The organism is Cryobacterium psychrophilum, assembly GCF_004365915.1.
Lineage (GTDB): Bacteria > Actinomycetota > Actinomycetes > Actinomycetales > Microbacteriaceae > Cryobacterium > Cryobacterium psychrophilum.
This window is the reverse complement of sequence record NZ_SODI01000001.1, coordinates 1,263,212-1,281,749: the sequence shown is the minus strand read 5'-3', so window position 1 is coordinate 1,281,749 and position 18,538 is coordinate 1,263,212. Positions and strand designations below refer to the sequence as shown.

20 protein-coding genes and 2 pseudogenes are annotated in these 18,538 nt (G+C 63.5%); 10 read left to right on the top strand and 12 right to left on the bottom strand.

All coding sequences use genetic code 11. The annotated features are described in order from the left end of the window. The 3 genes and pseudogenes from EDD25_RS17465 to EDD25_RS05875 all read right to left on the bottom strand — a co-directional run. Positions 1 to 255, bottom strand: a pseudogene (locus EDD25_RS17465) (cupin domain-containing protein); the annotation flags it as partial. Positions 256 to 507: 252 nt separating this feature from the next. Continuing rightward, positions 508 to 795 (bottom strand): cupin domain-containing protein, encoded by a 288-nt coding sequence (locus EDD25_RS05880; protein ID WP_134172461.1) that lies wholly within the window; start codon positions 793 to 795, stop codon positions 508 to 510. A gap of 129 nt (positions 796 to 924) precedes the next feature. Beyond that, positions 925 to 1,953 (bottom strand): ketopantoate reductase family protein, encoded by a 1,029-nt coding sequence (locus EDD25_RS05875; RefSeq protein ID WP_134172460.1) that lies wholly within the window; start codon positions 1,951 to 1,953, stop codon positions 925 to 927. 70 nt (positions 1,954 to 2,023) lie between these two features. Here EDD25_RS05875 and EDD25_RS05870 point away from each other — a divergent pair, with 70 nt between their 5' ends. Then, positions 2,024 to 2,350 carry a Dabb family protein gene (locus EDD25_RS05870; RefSeq protein ID WP_134172459.1) on the top strand — a complete coding sequence of 109 codons (327 nt, stop codon included), beginning with the start codon at positions 2,024 to 2,026 and terminating at the stop codon, positions 2,348 to 2,350. 12 nt (positions 2,351 to 2,362) lie between these two features. Here EDD25_RS05870 and EDD25_RS05865 read toward each other — a convergent pair whose 3' ends face one another. The 4 genes from EDD25_RS05865 to EDD25_RS05850 form a co-directional block, all read right to left on the bottom strand. Further along, complete coding sequence (locus EDD25_RS05865) at positions 2,363 to 2,560, bottom strand: hypothetical protein (RefSeq protein WP_134172458.1); 198 nt, start codon at positions 2,558 to 2,560, stop codon at positions 2,363 to 2,365. A 104-nt stretch (positions 2,561 to 2,664) separates the two neighbouring features. After that, entirely contained in the window at positions 2,665 to 3,003 is a 339-nt protein-coding gene (locus EDD25_RS05860) for a ketopantoate reductase family protein (RefSeq protein WP_243834549.1), read from the bottom strand. After that, on the bottom strand, positions 2,909 to 3,157 hold the full coding sequence (locus tag EDD25_RS18350; RefSeq protein WP_134172456.1) for a ketopantoate reductase family protein: 249 nt from the start codon (positions 3,155 to 3,157) through the stop codon (positions 2,909 to 2,911). The genes EDD25_RS05860 and EDD25_RS18350 overlap by 95 nt, the downstream gene beginning before the upstream one ends. An 8-nt stretch (positions 3,158 to 3,165) precedes the next feature. Then, positions 3,166 to 4,050 carry an NAD(P)-dependent oxidoreductase gene (locus EDD25_RS05850; protein WP_134172455.1) on the bottom strand — a complete coding sequence of 295 codons (885 nt, stop codon included), beginning with the start codon at positions 4,048 to 4,050 and terminating at the stop codon, positions 3,166 to 3,168. A 400-nt stretch (positions 4,051 to 4,450) separates the two neighbouring features. Between EDD25_RS05850 and EDD25_RS18345 the strand changes: the two are divergent. The 7 genes and pseudogenes from EDD25_RS18345 to EDD25_RS05815 form a co-directional block, all read left to right on the top strand. Then, a pseudogene (locus EDD25_RS18345) lies at positions 4,451 to 4,808 on the top strand (IS701 family transposase); the annotation flags it as partial. A gap of 493 nt (positions 4,809 to 5,301) precedes the next feature. Next, positions 5,302 to 6,549, top strand: coding sequence for an amino acid ABC transporter substrate-binding protein (locus tag EDD25_RS05840; protein ID WP_134172453.1), 1,248 nt, complete (start codon positions 5,302 to 5,304; stop codon positions 6,547 to 6,549). 47 nt (positions 6,550 to 6,596) lie between these two features. Next, complete coding sequence (locus tag EDD25_RS05835) at positions 6,597 to 7,337, top strand: ABC transporter ATP-binding protein (protein WP_134175195.1); 741 nt, start codon at positions 6,597 to 6,599, stop codon at positions 7,335 to 7,337. Beyond that, positions 7,334 to 8,089 carry an ABC transporter ATP-binding protein gene (locus EDD25_RS05830; RefSeq protein WP_134172452.1) on the top strand — a complete coding sequence of 252 codons (756 nt, stop codon included), beginning with the start codon at positions 7,334 to 7,336 and terminating at the stop codon, positions 8,087 to 8,089. The genes EDD25_RS05835 and EDD25_RS05830 overlap by 4 nt, the downstream gene beginning before the upstream one ends. Before the next feature lie 13 nt (positions 8,090 to 8,102). Beyond that, positions 8,103 to 8,981: a branched-chain amino acid ABC transporter permease gene (locus EDD25_RS05825; protein ID WP_134172451.1), complete on the top strand. Its 879-nt coding sequence runs from the start codon at positions 8,103 to 8,105 to the stop codon at positions 8,979 to 8,981. Next, entirely contained in the window at positions 8,981 to 10,033 is a 1,053-nt protein-coding gene (locus EDD25_RS05820) for a branched-chain amino acid ABC transporter permease (protein WP_134172450.1), read from the top strand. The genes EDD25_RS05825 and EDD25_RS05820 overlap by 1 nt, the downstream gene beginning before the upstream one ends. 32 nt (positions 10,034 to 10,065) lie before the next feature. After that, the gene (locus EDD25_RS05815; protein ID WP_134172449.1) at positions 10,066 to 11,157 is read left to right on the top strand and encodes a LacI family DNA-binding transcriptional regulator; all 1,092 of its coding nucleotides are present in this window, start codon (positions 10,066 to 10,068) and stop codon (positions 11,155 to 11,157) included. On the opposite strand, the gene EDD25_RS05810 is transcribed toward EDD25_RS05815, so the two are convergent. Both EDD25_RS05810 and EDD25_RS05805 read right to left on the bottom strand, forming a co-directional pair. Then, on the bottom strand, positions 11,113 to 12,156 hold the full coding sequence (locus EDD25_RS05810) for a zinc-dependent alcohol dehydrogenase (protein WP_198418821.1): 1,044 nt from the start codon (positions 12,154 to 12,156) through the stop codon (positions 11,113 to 11,115). The genes EDD25_RS05815 and EDD25_RS05810 overlap by 45 nt on opposite strands. Beyond that, on the bottom strand, positions 12,153 to 13,538 hold the full coding sequence (locus tag EDD25_RS05805; protein ID WP_134172448.1) for a M24 family metallopeptidase: 1,386 nt from the start codon (positions 13,536 to 13,538) through the stop codon (positions 12,153 to 12,155). The genes EDD25_RS05810 and EDD25_RS05805 overlap by 4 nt, the downstream gene beginning before the upstream one ends. A 166-nt stretch (positions 13,539 to 13,704) precedes the next feature. Here EDD25_RS05805 and EDD25_RS05800 point away from each other — a divergent pair, with 166 nt between their 5' ends. Together EDD25_RS05800 and EDD25_RS05795 are read left to right on the top strand one after the other, a co-directional pair. Then, positions 13,705 to 14,412 (top strand): cupin domain-containing protein, encoded by a 708-nt coding sequence (locus EDD25_RS05800; RefSeq protein ID WP_134172447.1) that lies wholly within the window; start codon positions 13,705 to 13,707, stop codon positions 14,410 to 14,412. 66 nt (positions 14,413 to 14,478) lie between these two features. Further along, the gene (locus EDD25_RS05795) at positions 14,479 to 15,777 is read left to right on the top strand and encodes a M24 family metallopeptidase (RefSeq protein ID WP_134172446.1); all 1,299 of its coding nucleotides are present in this window, start codon (positions 14,479 to 14,481) and stop codon (positions 15,775 to 15,777) included. Positions 15,778 to 15,851: 74 nt separating this feature from the next. Here the strand turns inward: EDD25_RS05795 and EDD25_RS05790 are convergent, their stop codons facing one another. Genes EDD25_RS05790 through EDD25_RS05780 form a run of 3 tightly spaced genes read right to left on the bottom strand, consistent with a single transcriptional unit; the run spans position 15,852 to position 18,466 of the window. After that, entirely contained in the window at positions 15,852 to 17,228 is a 1,377-nt protein-coding gene (locus tag EDD25_RS05790; protein ID WP_134172445.1) for an NADP-dependent succinic semialdehyde dehydrogenase, read from the bottom strand. Between the two features lie 10 nt (positions 17,229 to 17,238). Then, the gene (locus tag EDD25_RS05785) at positions 17,239 to 17,928 is read right to left on the bottom strand and encodes a GntR family transcriptional regulator (protein ID WP_134172444.1); all 690 of its coding nucleotides are present in this window, start codon (positions 17,926 to 17,928) and stop codon (positions 17,239 to 17,241) included. A 10-nt stretch (positions 17,929 to 17,938) separates the two neighbouring features. Then, complete coding sequence (locus tag EDD25_RS05780) at positions 17,939 to 18,466, bottom strand: VOC family protein (RefSeq protein WP_134171460.1); 528 nt, start codon at positions 18,464 to 18,466, stop codon at positions 17,939 to 17,941. Positions 18,467 to 18,538 lie beyond the last annotated feature (72 nt).

Sequence of the window (18,538 nt, the reverse complement as noted above, 5' to 3'; positions counted from 1 at the left end):
TCAGGACGGGTTCTGCGACCGCGCCCAGCCCTTCGGGAAATAGAACGCGTTCTGGCTCCGGGGCGTGGGTGTCTGCACTTCAAGCCAGCGAAGTGGCTCGTCGCTGGTGGCGTAGAAGCCGTGCGTCGCGCCCACCCCGGTCCAGACGGTGTCCCCAGCGCTCATGTCCACGTCTTCACCGTCGAGAATGCCATGCGCTGACCCGTTGAGGAGGAAGCACGCCTCCTCGAAAGGATGGTAGTTGGCGCTGGCGAACTGCGCGTTGGGTCCTTCGGCCCGAACTCGACCATGAAATGCGTGTGCTGGTGCGCGCCGAGGAGTTCGTCAACGAGCATCCGAATGAAGATGCTCTTGATGTTGGGACCGTGGTAGCCAGGCATCGACAGCGGTCCACGGGGACCCATGTCGTCCTCGGTCCACTGACCGGTCCACTGCGACCGAGGGTCAGTTTCGCCAGGCGCGAGCCTGACGGTCGACGGGGTCCAGTCCGGGGCGGGCGCGTGTCCCTCATGCGGGTCGGCGGCCTGTGCCTGGGGAGCGCGCATCCGCAACCAGGTACATGCCATCGGTCCCGGCGGTCTTCTGTTCGGGTGCAGCATCAGGCGTCATTCCGAATGACCCGAAGGCTGTGTCGAAGGTGAGGTGGGCGACGGACGCAGTGTCTAAGCCTTCAAGCACGAACCAGGATTCCTCGAAGGCGTGCCGCTGGGCCAGGGTCGAAGCGCCAGGGGCGAGAGTGCACACCGCGAGGTCCATGTGGACTGAACCGGATGCCGCCGCGATTAGCGGTGCCACAGAGAAACCGGCGCTTCCCTCAACGGCACTGAACTGCTGCTAGCTTCTTGACAACACGAAAGGACACATCAACTCCTGGGGTTTCTCGCCCGCGAACGGCCACGCCGTTTCGGGGCCACTGGGATGAGGCTAGGAACTACCGCTTGCTGCGAGGAGAAGCGCCAGGTTGTTCGGCCCCGGTTCCAACTCGCCGCTCTCGATCTGGCCCGCGAGCTTCACGATCGAGGAGTTCACCGGGGCAGCGCTACCGTGGGAATGCAGCGCGCTGACGACGCGTCCGTTGATATCGCCGACCTCGCTCCGCCGACCCTTCATCCAATCCTGCAGGATCGTGGTCTTGGTGTTCGGCATGACGAAGCCTGCAAGGAGGGTCTCGAGGAGCAGTTCGACGAGGTCGCCACCGCCATCGATGTCGGACTGGGTGAGGCCGAAGATGGGTGGCGCGGACAGCCCCTGAAGTCGGCCGGCCTTGAGCGCTTCCCTCCCGGAGCGCAGCATGAGTTCGCGCATCTCGGGGATGCTCGCGGCATCGAGCATCGGAAGCCCCAAGATTGCCGTTGTCACGAGTGTTGTCGAGTTGCTGACCAGTTTCATCCACTTGGTCGATCGAATGTCATCGACGACTTCGACCTTGCCGGCGTTCCGCAGAAGAGCTGCGACTTCCTCTTCTCGGCCGCTTGTGCTCGGCGAGGCGGAGCCGACCGCGAACCACGAGCGCTCTTTGCCGGAATGCCGCTCAACGATGCCCGGTTCGAACATCATCGACGAGATCTCGATAACGCAGCCCAGCGTTCGCTCCTGGCCCACCACGTCCGTAATATCGTCGACGGTCATGCCGTTCTGAACACCCACGAGAAGTCCGTCGTGGCGAAGAAGCGGTTTGATGAGTTCGGCTGCCCAGCGGGAATCGTACGCCTTGACGAGCGTGAACACGACGTCGTAGGGTTCCCGCAGGGTCGCGACCTCACACAGGTGGTGAACGCGGATGGGGGTGTGGTAGGACTCGGTCGGAGTGTTAATGACCACTCCGTTGGCCCGGATCGCTTCAACGTGGGCCGGCCACTGTTCGATCAGGGTGACATCGAGGCCCGCGATGGTCAGGTCGGCACCGATTGAGGCTCCGTTGGCACCTGCGCCGAGTACGGCAATGCGAGTCATGAGATCCTCTCTGATCCGGCCGGTTAGTGAAAAAAGCGTAGCAGAATAGAGTGAATAGCGTTAAGCCAGAATGAACACTTTGGGAGACTCAATGATCGTGCACGTAGTCACTTTTCGTATGTCGGCTCCGGAGTTGAAGTCCAGGGTGCGGGCTGCCGAACAGTTCGGCGCTCGGCTAGGTGCGCTCGCCGGAAAGATCCCCGGCCTCACCGGAATCGAGATCGACCTCGGCCGCCTCCACGGCCACGCGGATATGGTGCTGACCAGTCGGCACCGCAGCTACGCGGGTTTGGAGGCGTACCAGGCACATCCCCTGCACGTGGAGGTCGCTCAATTCGGTCGTACCGTAGTGGCCGAACGAACCACCGTTGACTACGAGGTCGACGGCGACAACTAGTTCTTCGACTTCTCAGGCCCTGCTGAGCTCGACCCGAGGGCACAGCAGGTCGAGCGACGGTTCGCAGGATCCGGCTTCGATCCGGTGTGCGATCCCAACCGGGGCTGTGCTGACCGGTGCGGTCTTACCATTGCGCTCAAGGATGTTGCGCACGAGACTATTGATCTGGCCGACTTCGCTGCGGCGACCCTTCGACCAGTCCTGAAGCACCGTGGCCTTGGTTGTGGGGAGCGCGGGCTTCAGCCACTTGGTTGCACGGAGATCGGCTTTCGATTCCTTAGCCCCACGCCACGCAGCAGGGCCGCCGCGTGGGTTCAGCGGGTAATTGCGCGGGTGGGGTGAGGCCACCGACGGCAAACCACGATCTTTTCGGGAGAGTGTCCCGAGTCGCGGCGCCGGGTAGGTACATGTTCGAACCCAGCTCGATCACGTCGTCCCGGGGCTCGGTCGGCGCCGGCGGTCTCGGCAATCTCCTCGATCGACATCCCGTTCTGCTGGCCGACAACGGCGTCGTCTTTCGCGATGAACGGGCGGATCAGCTCGACCGCCGAGCGGGTGTCATGCGCCTTGACCAGGATCAGGACGAGCACGACATCGAATGGCTCGCGCATCGTCGCGATGTCGCACAGATGCGCGACCTGCGACGGTGTCACCGTCGCAGGTGATCGCGATGCCTCCGTCGCGTATGTCCTCGACATGCGCGGGCCATTGCTCGATGAAAGTGACATCGCGACTGGCGCGGACGAGGTCCGCGCCAGTGGTTGCGCCTTTGGCTCCTGGTCCCAGGATGGCGATACGTGGACCCATTGCCGGCTCTACCGCGTCTGCCCGGCGAGGCCTCGGGTGATCTCGGCCACCGCTGACCAGTCGAGCGTGGCCAGGTCGGGCTCAGCGAGTGTGCGCTCGAAGAGATCGCGGAGTACGGGGGCAACAGGAAGGGACATACCGTGCAGACCGGCTGCTTCCTCCGCGAGCCCGAGATCCTTGAGGCCGAGTGCGACGGGGAAGGAGGCGGGTGAGTACCGCTTTCCAGCAATGATGGCGCCGTATCCGGTGTAGGCGGAGCCGGTGAAAGCGGCATCGGTGAGGATATCCACGAACTGCTGCCCGGCAATACCACCCTGTTCGATCAGCGTGATCGACTCAGCCAGGGCCTGGATCGCGTGGATGATGTTGTAGTTGACGGCGATCTTCACCAGGTTCGCATCCCGGGGTCGCGGACCGACGATCCACGTGCGCTTGCCGAGGATGGCCAGTAGCGGTTCGACCCTGGCGATCAGGTCGGGGTCGCCGCTAGCGACGATGTTCAATTGGCCGGCCGCCGCCACCGGTGGGCGACCGAGGACGGGTGCAGCCAGATAGCCGACGCCGGCACCCCGGTGCTGCTTTTCCATGTCGTCAGCCAGGGCAACGCTGACCGTGGCCATGTTGACGTGGATGGTGGAGGACTGGGCGTGGGACAGCACGTCAGGGCTGAACTGTTCCCTGACTGCGGCATCGTGGGCGAGCATCGAGAAGACGACGTCCGACTTCATCGCCTCTCCCACCGAGCGCACTCGCCTGGCGCCGTCTCGCTCCAATTCTGCGAGAGCGGGGTTGTCAGAACGGTTCCAGATGGTCACGAAGTGCCCCGCAGCGACGAGCCGCCTGGCCATCTCGAGGCCCATGGTTCCGAGTCCGACGTATGAGATGGACGTCATGGTTTCTCCGGGGGTCCGTACTCGAGCGTTTGTTCAATCCTACTACACATGGACTCTAGTAGTACTTGATCAGGCTGGCGGAAATCTGTCACATCTCGGTGTGCAACCCAATGAGATCAGTGAGGTGCGGGACCGCCTGGATGAGTTCGTGCAGAAGGTTTTCGGGTCGTTGCCGCGTCTGGATCAGCGCGGCAAGGGGGGCCTGTATCTGCAGGGGCTGATGCTCGACGAGCGGCGGAAGTCGATGCAGCCGATGGGCGATCACCCGCGCACCGTCCCTTACCAGCAGGCCCCATCCTCAGTCAAAAACCTTGCCGGGGCGAGCGAGGCGTTCGCCGAGATCACTCGGCGCCACGGAACCAAGGCCAGCCCCACGAACCCTGGGGCCCAGATGAGAAGCCGGTTCACGGCCGTCCGCGTGCGACCGGCGAACCGAAGCGTGCCCCGCGCCTCCGACGGCACCCTGCCCGCTGAGTGGCTCATCGCCGAATGGCCAGACAGCGCAGCAGAACCCACCGAATAGGGGCCATCCAGCCAGCCCGAAGACAAGCCACTACCAGGGCTCGTCCGGCTGGCAAAGATCTGCTGGCGCATTGAGCACGACTACCGCGAACTCCAAACAAGGCCTGAGGCTGGCCCATTTCGAAGGCCATACCTTCGCCGGCTGGCACCATCACACCGCATTCGTCACCGCAGCCAATCTCTTCGTCACCACCCTGAGGCTGACCGCTGACCCAAGAGCCCACGGGGCGGCCTGAGCTTCTATCAGACGCTGCGATATCTCCAGATCGCCGTTATCCAGGACCTCGCACACTGCCCCTACTGCCGCCAACGAGCCGGAACAACCTAATCAAATATTACTAGTTGCGGGCCTCCCGTGAAGTCCGCCGCCGCCGCTGAGAGCCCGGGCGGCAGAAGAACACCGAGTCGCAAATAGAAAAGAAATCAAAGGATTTGACCGGATGCGGGAGACTCGCCACCGGACAATGCGAGGACCGGACACGCCAACTTCGGGGATGTTCTGGGTGTCATGACTGAACAACTTGGTTGCATTTGTTCAGTGAGGATTGACAGAGGCGCTTGGGCCATGTGAGCATTGCTGCAATCGAATGCAACTGAGTTTCTTGCTGAGAGAGACCAAGGCTTGTGCCTTCGCGCCCTGCTTTCCGGCAGGCCGATTGACCTTGACGCGGGGAATGCGAAGCGACGACCTCACACCAAATAGTGTCGCAAAAAAAAAGGAGTTCAACGATGAACATCACCAAAAAGTGGCGGTCCCGTTTCCTGACGCCATTGGCAGTCGGAGCAGCCATGGCGCTTGCGCTGGCGGGTTGCACAGCGGGTGGCGGAGACACATCCGCTTCCGATTCAAGCAACGAGCCGATCGTGATCGGCGGAACCCTGGGCCTCACCGGCGTATTCTCTGGCCCGTCAGCGGGCTACGAGCTCGCCTATGAATATTGGTTAGACCAAGTCAACGCCGCAGGCGGAATCGATGGCCGCCCCGTGGAACTGATCATCTACGACGACGAGAGCACGCCGACAGTCGCGCAGCAGCTCTACCAGCGCCTCATCAACGAGGACGGTGTCGATCTCCTCCTCGCGCCGTACACGACAGCCGTGGGTGGCGCCGTAGTGCCCATTGCCGAGCGTGCAGGCATGCTCATGATCAACGCCGGATTCGTCGGCAAGGAGATCCATCAGACGGCCGATCTCCTCGTGAGCACCTGGCCGTACCAGGACGTCGAGTACTCGCTGGGCATGTTCGAGTACCTCGATACGCTCCCCGCATCGGAGATGCCGAAGACCATCGCGGTCGTCACGGCGCAGAACCCGTTCACCCTCGCGGCACTCAACGGCTTCGACGGCAACGGCGGCGTCTTGAACTATGCGAAGGAGCGCGGTATCGAGGTCGTGGTCAACGAGGAGTACGACCAGACCGCTACTGACCTGTCGAGCCTCATCGAGACGGTCAAGGCCTCTAACGCTGACATGTTCTTTGCGCTGAGCCTTCCGAACGATGGTGCGCTCGTCGCCAAGACGGTGAACGAATCGGGATATGACCCGACGTTCTACTGCTCCTGCGGATCCCAGGTGACGTCGCTTCCCAACTGGCCCGACCTTGGCGCTGCTGGTAACAACGTCTTCGCGAGCACTTCGGCATTCCCGACCCAGGGTTACTCCGGCCTTCAGGAGATCTCCGACTACATCGCTGAGCAGCAGGGCGTCTCCGGAGCTCCCGCCTACTCGGCGGTTGCGTACGCTGCAGGCCAGGTGATCCAGCAGGCCATCGAAGGCGCTGGCACGCTCGACTCGCAGGCCCTGCGCGAGTACATCGCCAACAACACCTTCAGTACCGCCGTAGGTGATATCTCCTACAACGAAGATGGCACGACCGACTTCAGACAGGTTCTCCTCCAGTTCCAGGCTGACGGCGGCAACAAGGTAATTTGGCCGATTGACCAGGCGACTGCGGATGCGGTGACCCCGCTGCGCTAGGCAGTGCGGGTTATGTACTAGAAGACACACCAGAGGAGAGTGAGCGTATGTCGTCGATCATCGACGTGCAGTCCCTTGCCAAGAGTTATGGCGGCGTGACTGCGGTGAATGGGGCAGCTTTCGGGATACCGGAAGGATCGATAGTCGGGCTTATCGGACCCAACGGGTCCGGCAAGACCACGACGCTCAACCTCCTCAACGGTGTGACTCCACCCGACTCCGGTTCCATCCGGGTGGACGGTGTGGAGTTGGCTGGCAAGTCCAGCACGGCCCTCGTGAAGGCGGGGGTCACACGAACCTTCCAGAACGCCAGGGTGTTCTCGACGATCACTGCGATCGAGAACATGCTCGTACCGGTCCTGCACAGCAAGGGCCTTCGGAGCCAGTGGATCGCCAAGGCCGAATCACTTCTCGAGTTCGTAGGGCTGTCGCAGCACCGCGACACTCCAGCGAGTGAGCTCTCGGGCGGGCAGCAGAAGCTGCTTGAGTTCGTGCGGGCACTGATGACGGATCCCAAAGTTGTGCTGATGGATGAGCCTTTTGCTGGCGTGCATCCCAGTGTCAAAGAAGTTATGCGTGAGCGGATCATGGAGCGCAACGCCAGCGGTACAGCGTTCTTGATTGTCAGCCACGAGATCCCTGACCTCACGCGGCTGTGCTCGATGATCATCTGTATGGCGGAGGGCGCGGTCATCGCTTCCGGATCGCCATCCGAGGTCATCTCGCACCCCAGTGTTATTGAGGCATACCTCGGGCATGGACCCGCCGGACGAGGAGAACGCGGATGAAATCGAAGATGATAGCCCCGTCTGCCGACCAAGGAGTCGAGCTCTCGGTCAACGGCGTTACCGCCGGATATCTTGCCAACGACATGGTCCTCGAGAATGTCACAGTCACGGTGGAGCCGGGCAAGGTCACCGTACTTCTCGGGCCCAACGGGAGTGGGAAGTCAACTCTCCTGCGGATCATGGCGGGCTTCCTCAAACCCCGCGTGGGTCAGGTCACTTTGGGCGGGGTGGATATCTCTACCATGGGTCCCGCCGACAGGCTTTCCCAGGGAATCTCTGTTCTGCCCCAGGGGCGCTCGATCTTCCCCGAGCTCTCGGTGGAGGAGAACCTCCGGCTCGGGGCGTGGCAAATCCGGCACGACCGCCAGCGTTTCGCTGGCGCAGTGGACGCGATGTTCGAGCGCTATCCGACGATCAAACCCATGCGCCACAAGCTCGCTGGCAGCCTGAGCGGCGGCCAGGCGCGAATCGTGGAGTTCGCCCGGACCCTGATCCTCGAACCGCGTGTACTGCTCATTGATGAGCCCTCAGTCGGCCTCGCACCCGTGCTCGTCGACGGAGTGTATGACGAACTGGACCGTCTCAAAGAAGAGGGGCGCACGATCATGCTGGTGGACCAGAACGTCAAGGCGGCAGTCGACCTCGCCGACAGCGTTTATACCCTCGCCTATGGACGCAACCACCTCCACGGCTCTCGTGACAGTTTCGAGGGCCAGCTGGACGACCTGATCAAACAATGGTTGAACTTGTGAAAGGCACAGACTCGTGAACCTGGATTCCATAACCCAGTCCTTCGTCAACGGGATTCTCCTCGGAGGCGTCTACGGCGGGCTCGCTATCGGGCTCAGCCTCATCTTGGGCGTGCTCGGAGTGCTCAACCTCGCCCATAGCGCGATCATCATCTTCGCGGCCCTGCTCTACTGGGAGTTCGTCAACGGCCTTGGTCTCGACCCTCTGCTCATGATCGCGCCCGTGGTGGCGATCGGTTACGGGTTCGGACTACTCGTGCACCGTGGCATAGCCCAGCACCTGGTCAAAGACAAAGGGTCGACGGTGATGCTGGCGTTCTTCGGCCTGCTCGTCATTCTTGAGAGCGTCGCGGTGATGATTTGGACGACAGACACCCGCACTGTATCTCTTGGCTACCTCTCCGAAGTCGTGGAGATCGGGTCGATATCTGCTCCCGTCTCGCGGCTTGTTGGAGCGGGGATCACGATCGTGGTCCTGGTGGCTCTCCATTTCTTCCTGACTCGAACGCTGACCGGTTCAGCCATCCGGGGACTTGCCCAGAATCGTGACGTCGCCTCCATGGTCGGCATCGACGTCAACACCCTGTCCCGACGCGTCTTCGCGGCAGGCATCGCCTTTGCGGCGTTCGGTGGAATCGTGCTCGCGATGGTGCAGTCGTTCAACCCTCAGGAGCACTACCGGTGGCTGGCGTGGGCATTCCTAGTTGTGATCCTGGGTGGTCTCGGTTCGGCCCTGCGCACCCTAATTTCGGGGTTCATCGTGGGAATCGTCGAAACCATGGTCGGCATTATCATCCCTTTCCAGTACACCTACCTCGTCCTATACGGAATCCTGGCTGTCGCACTGCTCGTGCGCAGTGAGGGTCTTGGCGGAGTGAAGCAGAGGATCATCTGATGAACGACATCAAGCCGGCAACGCCGACTGAAAACATTGCCCTCGCGCAGGCCAAGTCATCTGCGGTGGCGACCCGTTCGCTTCCCCGATGGGTGCTACCTGCGGTTGGCGGCGCGATCTTCCTCGCGATGGCTCCGCTGGGATACCTGAGCGGGCTCGGTCTCTTGACTACGCTGACCTCGATCCTCTTCTATGTCATCGTTGCCCAGGGGTGGAACCTGCTTGGAGGATACGGGGGCTACCTGAACTTCGGTGCGGCGCTTTTCGTTGGCGCGGGGGCTTACATGGCCGCGTGGTTGAACAATTCCTTCGGTTGGCCGGTCTGGTACACGCTGATCCCCGGTGCACTGGCGGCAGTCGTGGTGTCGGTCATCATCGGCTACGCGACGCTACGTTTGCGCAGTCACTATTTCGCGATCTTCACCCTGATACTGCTCTTCCTGGCGCTGACGATCGTGAAGAACACACCAGCATTGGGGGGTGCCACCGGACTCTTTGTCAGAGTCGGAAACGACATCAGCTCCCGGGACCTGGCCGCGTTGTTCTTCTACCTGATGCTGGGCCTCTCGCTGATCGCGACAGTTATTGCGTATGCCGTTGAGCATTCCAACTTCGGCTATGCGCTTCGCGCTATCAGCGAGGATGAGCCAGCCGCACAGGTACTCGGCGTGAAGACCGTCCAGGTGAAACTGAGGGCTCTCGTGATCGGTGCCGCTCTGGGCGGTACCGCTGGTGCCGCATGGGCGTTCCTCACCGGATATATCGAGCCGACGGGTGCTTTCAGCGTCAAGATCGCTCTCGACATTGTGCTGGTCTGCGTGATCGGGGGCCTCGGAAGCTGGCTCGGACCGCTGATCGGCTCCTTCATCGTCGTCGGTCTCGAGCAGTTCCTGCGGGTGACCCTCCCGGGCGTCGACCTGTTTGGGTTCGACCTGCCCAATGAGACGAACCGCCTCATCTTGGGCGTGATCCTGATCATCTTCGCGTTGTTCATCCGTCGCGGTATCGTGGGCCTGCTCAATAGGCGCAGGGGCCGTCAGATTAGCGTCTGACCGTCTCCGTTCACCAAGGCTTAGAGCACTCCGTGGTTTCCCGACAGCGCGTTCCCACCGCTGCTGATGTCGCCCGGCTCGCTGGGGTGCATGCGTCGACGGTGAGTCGAAGCCTGGACCCGCGCAAGCGGGGCCAGGTGAAGGCAGCTACCCGGGAACGCGTAGTTCTCGCTGCTGCGACCCTGGGCTACCACCCCAACCTCGTGGCGAGCAGCCTCCGCCGACGCCAGAGCAACACGATTGGTGTGCTGATCTCGAGTTTCAGCAACCCTATCTATGGCGAGCTGCTGCACGGGATCAGCGGGGAGCTCGAACGCCTCGGGTACCACCTGCTGATCACGGAGGTTCCCGACGACGCCGACGGTGATCGGCTCTCCGATGCGATCGACATGATGCGCGCCAGGGGTATCGATGGGCTGATCTGCGCCTCCGCCCGCGGTAGGGATGCCGCCATCCTGCGCTCTCTCGCCGAGAGCGGGATGCCCGTCATTCTGTGCCTGCGCTGGATCGAGGCGACGGGCATCCCACGGGTGGTGAATGACGACGCCCGCGGCGGAGCTCTCGCAGCGCGCCACCTCCTCGAGCTCGGTCATGAACGGATCCTCGAGATCGCGGGCCCCACCGACATCAGTACTTTTGCCGAGCGCGCTCGTGGGTTCCGGGAGGTGCTTGCCGAGTCACCGGGCTCGATCCTGTACACGACCGTGCGTTCCGCCACCCCGTCGGTCGAGGAGGGTTACAGGGTGATGGCGGGGATTCTCGCGTCGGGCGCCCCCTTCGACGCGAGCGCGGTTTTCGCGCACAACGACCTGCTGGCGGTCGGGGCAATCGATGCGCTCGCCGATGTCGGGATCGAGTGCCCCCGGCAGGTCTCCGTCGTGGGTTACAACGACAACCCGCTGACGGGTCATCTCCAGCCGGGACTCACGACAATCCGCCTGCAGATCGATCGGATGGGGAAGGAGGCAGCGCGGGCCGTCCTCGCCGTCGTGGCAGAGCGTAATCCCGTGGAATTCGTGATCTCGCTGCAGCCGGAGCTGATCGTCCGCGAGTCTACGATCACCCCCGCCGACGCACGCTCAACCGCGAGGGTCGAGCAGGACCTTCCCCTGGACCCTGCCTGACGCGATCGCGTCGAGAACCGCCGCGATCTGACTCAGGGGCTGGACGGAGTCCAGGAGTTCAGTGCCGAGTCCTGTGGTCGAGAGTATCTCCAGAGCCGGCACCATGTCTTCCTGAGTGATCAGGGCGACCGTGGTGTCGAGGGTGATCTCCCGGAGAACCAGGTGGTGGATGTCCAGCTCCAGCGGTCGCGCGGGCATACCCACGGCGAGCACGCGACCCCCGACACGGGTCAGTTCGATGCACCTTGCGAGCGTTCCCGGGGCACCGCTGGCCTCGATCGTCACATCGAACTCGCGGTCATGAACTGCGCCAGCGAGCATGACGTGGTCGGCTCCGAGCCGCTGGGCGCGCTCGAGTTTAAGGGCATCGACGTCGGTGAGGGTGATCTCGAGGGCGGGTTCGAGATGGCGCAGGGCGGCAAGGACGAAACTTCCAATCGCACCCGCACCTGAAATAAGAACGAAGTCGCCACCACCGGCGCCCGACCGGCGGGCCGCGTGGAGCCCGACGGCCAGCGGCTGCACAAGGCCGGCGTGGTCGAGGGAGAGGTTGCTCGGCACCGGCACCCACGACCTGACCGGCGCGATGACGTACTCGGCATGGCCTCCGTTGGTGTTGAGACCAAGGGTGTACAGGCGCTCGCAGATATTGACGCGGCCCTCTCGGCATCGCTCGCACTCGCCACAGAAAACCTGGGCGCCCGAGGCGACGATCTGACCGTTGCTGAGGGACGAGTCGGCAGGGGCACTCATGACTTCGCCGAGGATCTCGTGGCCCTGGATCATTGGGCCGGAGTGGCCGGAGTGCGCATGGGCCGAATAGAGGGGAATCATCAACGGTCCGCTTACCCACTCCGTGACGTCCGTACCGCACAGGCCCGACCGGAGCACCCGGACCAGCACGTCGTCGGGACCGGGCATTGGGGCCGGTACGTCCTCGATGCGGATGTCTCTGGGCCCGTGGTACACGGCGGCGCGCATCGTCGTCGGGGTGCTCATGGTGCCGTCGGCGGCTCGGTGTTGATGTGGGCGAAGGGTTCCGTGATCAGGTTCATGGGGCCGTCGATGGTGAAGTAGCGGTGTCCGCCGGCGACCATGAGCTCCTGGGCAGGGAACCTGGTGATCACTTCGCACCCGGTCTCGGTGACCACGACCTCCTCCTCGATTCGCGCAGCACCAACGCCGTCGGCCGCGGGCCAATAGGTTTCAAGGGCGAAGACCATCCCCGCTTCAAGGACCTCGGGGTGATCGAATGACACAAGTCGCGAGAAAATGGGCTTCTCCCAGATGGACAGCCCGACACCGTGCCCGTACTGGAGCGCGAATGCGGCCTCTTCATCCGGGAAGCCGAATTCCTGAGCCTTGGGCCAGACCGACACGATGTCGGCGGTGGTGGCGCCGGGTCGGACCAGCGCGATGGCATTGTCCATGTACTCACGCGCCCGCGTATATGCATCCTTTTGAGCGCGCGTCGCCGAGCCGACCGCGAAGGTGCGGTAGTAGCAGGTCCGGTAGCCGTTGAAGCTGTGGAGGATATCGAAGAACGCAGGGTCGCCGGGGCGGATGATCCGATCGGAATAGACGTGGGGATGCGGCGAGCATCGCTCACCGGAGATCGCGTTGACGCCTTCGACATACTCCGAGCCGAGGTCGTACAGGGTCTTGGAGACCAGCCCTACCGTCTCGTTTTCGCGCACGCCCGGCCGCAGGAATTCGTAGAGCTTCTCGTAGGCGGCATCCACCATGGAGGCCGCCGTCGACAGGAGTGAGATCTCGTCGCGAGTCTTGATCCGACGCGCTTCCATGAACACTTGCTGCCCGTCGACCACGTTGATGCCCATGGCCTGGAGCGCGGACAAGACCGGCATCTCCACGATGTCCACTCCGAGCGGTTCGTTGAGCACGCCGAACTTGTCGAGTTCCCGATGGATCTTTGCGGCGAGCGACTCCGCGATGCCGGCGTCGGGGTGGAATGCGCCGCGCAGCACGGAGAGCCCGGGACGGGCGCCGGATTCGGCCCTGGGTCGGGTCGCTCCGTGGTGGGGCGCGTGCGGGTCCGCGTCGAGTTCCATCGTCGTCTGGCCGAGCCACGGGTTGTTGAGCGCATGATGACGTGCGGCTGACCCGAAATCCCACGAGATCGGGTCGGAGTGCCGGGTGATCAGTGCGAACCGGATGAACTTGTCCATGGCCCACGTACCGATGTGGGTCGACGTCATGTACCGGATGTTGCCGAAGTCGAAGGCGAGGAGTGCGCCGAGATCTGAACTCTCCAACTGCGCTCGGAGGCTGGCCAGCCGCTGGGAGCGGAGCCGATCGAAGTCAACTCGCGCTTCCCAGTCCACTCCCATGGTTCCGACCGTCGCGGTATCGATGTTCATAATTATTTGACTCTCCTGATACGAAAGTGGCGGGGACTTTCCCGGACCACGACACTACAGAATGTTCACTCGTACTGTACACTAATTGTCAGTCGGTACTGCTCGTGGAATTGATTTACCGACCGGAGCCGCCGGGTGCCGGGTGCTTAAGAGAGATTGGGACAGCATGGAGGACTTGGGTGCGGCAATTCGTGCCGTTCGCGTTCGGAAGGGTATGAGTTTGCGATCCGTTGCCGCCGCTGCGGAGATCTCGCCGAGCCTGCTCTCGCAGGTGGAAACCGGCAGGACCCGGCCGTCGGTGGGCACGCTCTATGCGCTCGTCAACATCCTCGAGGTCTCCATTGATGAGCTTCTGGGCTTGCCCCAGCGTGCGTCGAGCTCCTCGGGATCCGACGGCGGGACGTATTCGCCCGTCACAGCGATCCCGGTCCAGAGGGCAGCAGATAATCCGACCATCGTCATGGAGAACGGCGTGACATGGGAGCGTCTCGCGGTCGAGGGCTCTGGAATGATGGATGCCCTCCTCACCAGCTATGATCCGGGAAGCTCCAGTTCGGTCGAAGGCAAGCAGATGCGCCACTCGGGCGTCGAGTACGGCTACGTCATCGAGGGTGAGGTTACCCTGAGATTGGGGTTCGACACCTACGTTCTCCGGGCCGGCGACTCGATGTGTTTCGACTCGCGCCGTCCTCACCTCTACGAGAATCGCACCGACAAGACGGCGCGAGGCATCTGGTACGTGCTCGGTCGGTCGCAAGAGGGGCACTCTGCCTACAGCGCGCCGAAACCAATGAATTCCGCGGTCGATGTTCTCGGCGCGTTGGGCCCCGTCCCCGGCCGCAACGAAACGTTCACCACAGTTCCCCTGCCATAGGGACCGAGCGCTGAAGCGCGCCCACCCCGGGGCCTTACTTCATCACCACCGTCTAGGAGATGCACTATGACCATGTCTTTCGACCGCGCGGTGCCGGAATCCGCACTAAATTTCGATAACAGGATGATTCCTGCCCCGGGCCACATGGCGGTGGATTACGAGAAGCGGGTCGATTTCGACCGCTTGCGCCGCTACCGTCTCGGCCGGGCGATGGACTCACTTGAGGCGAGCGAGTGTGGCGCCTTCCTACTATTCGACTTCTACAACATCCGTTACACGACCCAGACTTGGATCGGCGGTGCCCTGGGCGACAAGATGTCGCGGTACGCGCTGCTCGGCCGGGACGGCAAGCCACACCTGTGGGACTTCGGTTCGGCGGCCAAACATCACCGCATGTTCGCGCCCTGGCTGGAACAAGACCACAGTCACGCTGGCATGCTCGGGCTCCGCGGCGCGATCGCGCCGGAGGCGGGTTTGATGCGTGACGCTGTGAAGGTCATCAAGGGACTGCTCACCGATGCGGGCGTCGCCAATCTCCCGGTTGGTGTCGATATCGTCGAGCCGGCTTTCCTGTTCGAGATGCAGGCGCAGGGGCTCAAGGTCGTCGATATCCAGCAGTCGATGCTGGATGCCCGGTCGATCAAGTCCGTCGACGAAATTATGCTGCTCAGCCAGGCCGCGGCGATGGTCGACGGTGTCTATCAGGACATCTCCGAGGCCTTGCGTCCTGGTATTCGCGAGAACGAGATTGTCGCGCTCGCGAGCAAGCGGCTTTATGAGATGGGGTCGGACCAGGTCGAGGCGATCAACGCGGTCTCGGGTGAACGGTGCAACCCGCATCCGCACAACTTCTCCGACCGCCTCATCCGCCCCGGTGACCAGGCGTTCTTCGATATCATTCACTCGTTCAACGGGTACCGCACCTGTTACTACCGCACTTTCTCGGTCGGCAGCTCCACTCCGAGCCAGCATGATGCCTATACCAAAGCCCGGGAATGGATGGATGCCGCGATTAATAAGGTCGCTGATGGCGTCGGAACCGACGAGGTCGCGCTGCTCTGGCCCAAGGCGACTGATCTGGGCTTCGCCAACGAGATGGAGGCGTTCGGCCTGCAGTTCGGGCACGGCCTCGGCCTGGGCTTGCACGAACGCCCGATCATCTCGAGGCTGAACAGTCTCGAGCATCCCGTCGAGATCAAGGCCGGTATGGTCTTCGCACTGGAGACCTACTGCCCGGCCTCCGACGGCGTCTCGGCCGCCCGGATCGAAGAGGAGGTCGTGATCACAAACAACGGCGCGCAGGTGCTCACGAAGTTCCCTGCCCAGGAGCTTTTCGTTGCCAACCCGTACAAGAAGTTCTACTGATCGCGCGGGCGCACACAGATGGGGCGGGCCCGCGGGCCCGCCCCATCTGTGTGCCGTCTCTCAGCGCCGCCGAATCAGGCCTTCCACACTGTCTTCAGGTTGCAGAACTCCTGGATTCCCGCGGCGGCGAGCTCTCGCCCGTAGCCGGAGTCTTTGATGCCGCCGAACGGCAGCTCCGGGTACGACACTGTCATACCGTTGATGAAGACCGCGCCGGCATCCACCGCGCGCACGAAGAACGACTCCTCGGTGGCGTCGTGGGTCCAGACTGAGGAGCTCAGGCCGAAGGTCGTCTGGTTGGCGATCGCGACGGCCTCGTCGCGGTCGGCGACCCGGTACAGCGTGGCGACCGGCCCGAAGGCCTCCTCCATCACGAGGCGCATGTCGTTCGTGAGTCCGGCGAGCACGGTTGGTTCGTAGAACCAGCCGGCGCGGTCGGGCACCCGGCCGCCGGTGACGACTGTGGCGCCCTTCGCCACGGCATCCGCCACGAGCTCCGCGATCTCGTCGCGGCCGGACTCGGTCGCGAGCGGGCCGACGTCGGTGGCCTCGTCCTTCGGGTCACCGACGGTGAGCGCGGCCATCTTCTCGCCGAAGAGGCGGGTGAACTCGTCGTAGACGTCGCTGTGCACGATGAACCGTTTCCCGGCGATGCAGGATTGGCCGTTGTTTGATACCCGCGCCTTCACCGCGGTGCTGGATGCCGCGTCAAGGTCAGCCGAGGGCATGACGATGAACGGGTCGGATCCGCCGAGCTCGAGCACGGCCTTCTTCACCTGCTCGCCGGCGACGGTGGCGACTGAGCGACCGGCGGGCTCGGAGCCGGTGAGGGTCACGGCCTTGACCCTCGGGTCCTGAATCACCGCGGCGACCTCGCGGGCGCCGATGAGCAGCGTGCGGAAGGAGCCGGTCGGGAATCCGCCGCGCTCGAACAGGGTGTCGAGGTAGATCGCGGTCTGCGGCACGTTCGAGGCGTGCTTGAGTAGGCCCGTGTTGCCGGCCATGAGCGCGGGCGCGGCGAAGCGGATGACCTGCCAGAGCGGGTAGTTCCACGGCATCACGGCGAGCACGACGCCGAGCGGGTCGTACCGCGTCCAGGCGCTGGTCGCGTTCACGGCGGCGGGGTCGGCGAGCTGCTCGTCGGCGAGGAATGAGGAGGCGTGCTCGGCGTAGAAGCGCATGTTTTTCGCGCATTTGAGCACTTCGGCCCGGGACTGCGCGATGGGCTTGCCCATCTCCACCGTCAGCAGCGTCGCGAGCTCGTCGAGGTCGCCCTCGATCAGCTCGGCGGCGGCCCGCATCCAGCCGGCCCGCTCGGGGTAGTCGGTGGCGCGCAGGGCCGCGTGGGCGGCATCCGCCTCGCCGATCCGGTGCTCGATCTCCTCGGCGGTGTGCGCCTCGAACTCCTGCTCTGTCAGTCCTGTGGTGGGGTTTACGGTCGCGATCGCCATGGGGTGCCTTTCATTTGGAGTGTGCCTCTCGGCTCGTGGGGAGGTCGAAGACCTCCGGATGCCGCGCGAGCTGGAGCCGGGTACGGCGGATGTGTGACTCGACGACGCGCTCGGCGCCGTCTGCGTCGCCCTCGCGCAGGGCTGTCGTGAGCAGGTGGTGCTCGTCGTGCATGATCCGCCGACGGTCGTCGTCGAGGAGCATGGTGTAGGCGCGGCGGTAGAACTGGGTGGAGTTCCAGAGCCGGCGCACGAGGTCGCCGAGAATATGGGTGCCGCTGGGCTCGTAGGAGGAGAGGTGGAATTCGCGGTCGAGCCGCAGGAACTCGTCGACCTCGGTCGTGTCCTCCATGGCCTGGGCCAGCTCATCGAGCAGGTCGAGCCGGGCGTCGTCGAGGTGGGGCATCGCGTAGCGGAGCAGGAGCGGTTCGAGGCGCTCACGGGTCTGGTAGATCTCCTCGCAGTCGGCGAGGGTCAGCCGGTTGACCCAGGCGCCCGTGTTGGCGACGAGGTGGACGAGTCCGTCGGACTCCAGGGTGCGCAGGGCCTCCCGCACCGGCAGCCTGCTCGCGCCGAACCTCTCAGCAACGTCCTCCTGGCGGATCCGCGTGTCGGGCGGGTATTCACCGGCGAGGATGCTGGCGCGGATGCTGTCGGCGATGCGGGTGCTCGCGTTGCCGTCCCGGGTGGTTACTTTGCTCATCTGCCAATTCTCACTCACCGGGCCGCAGCGGGTGCCACAGCAGCACCGGCGCGTCCTTCTCGTAGGCCTTGCCGTTCGGGAAGGAGACGAGCTCGAACTGCATGCCCCACGGGCTCAGGAAGTAGACCCAGCGCTGGCCCTCACTGTACCGGGAGCTCGAGGTGGGCTCGCCGAGGATGCGTATGTTGTTGCTGCGCAGGTGCTCGAGTGCGGCATCCAGATCGTCGACGTAGAAGCCGAGGTGGTGGCCGCCGAGGTCGCTGTTGCGGGGCTGGGGACGCTGCTCGTCGGCAGCGTCGTACTGGAAGACCTCGAAGTTGGGGCCGGTGCCGCAGCGGTAGAACCGCAGCTCGCGCATGACGGTGCGCGGGTGCACATTGAGGTGGTCGGCCATCCAGGTGCCGGCGTCGTCGCGGTAAGGGCCGAGCGTATAGATGCGGTCACAGCCGATCACCCTGACGAAGAAGTCGTCCGCCTCGTCGAGGTCGGGGACGGTGAAGCCGATGTGCTCGGTGCCGCGTAGGCCCGGAATTCCCATGCCAATCCTCCTTGATTGGATCCACTATAACGCCCAATGAATCGAATCGCGACATTGATTCGAGATTTGTTG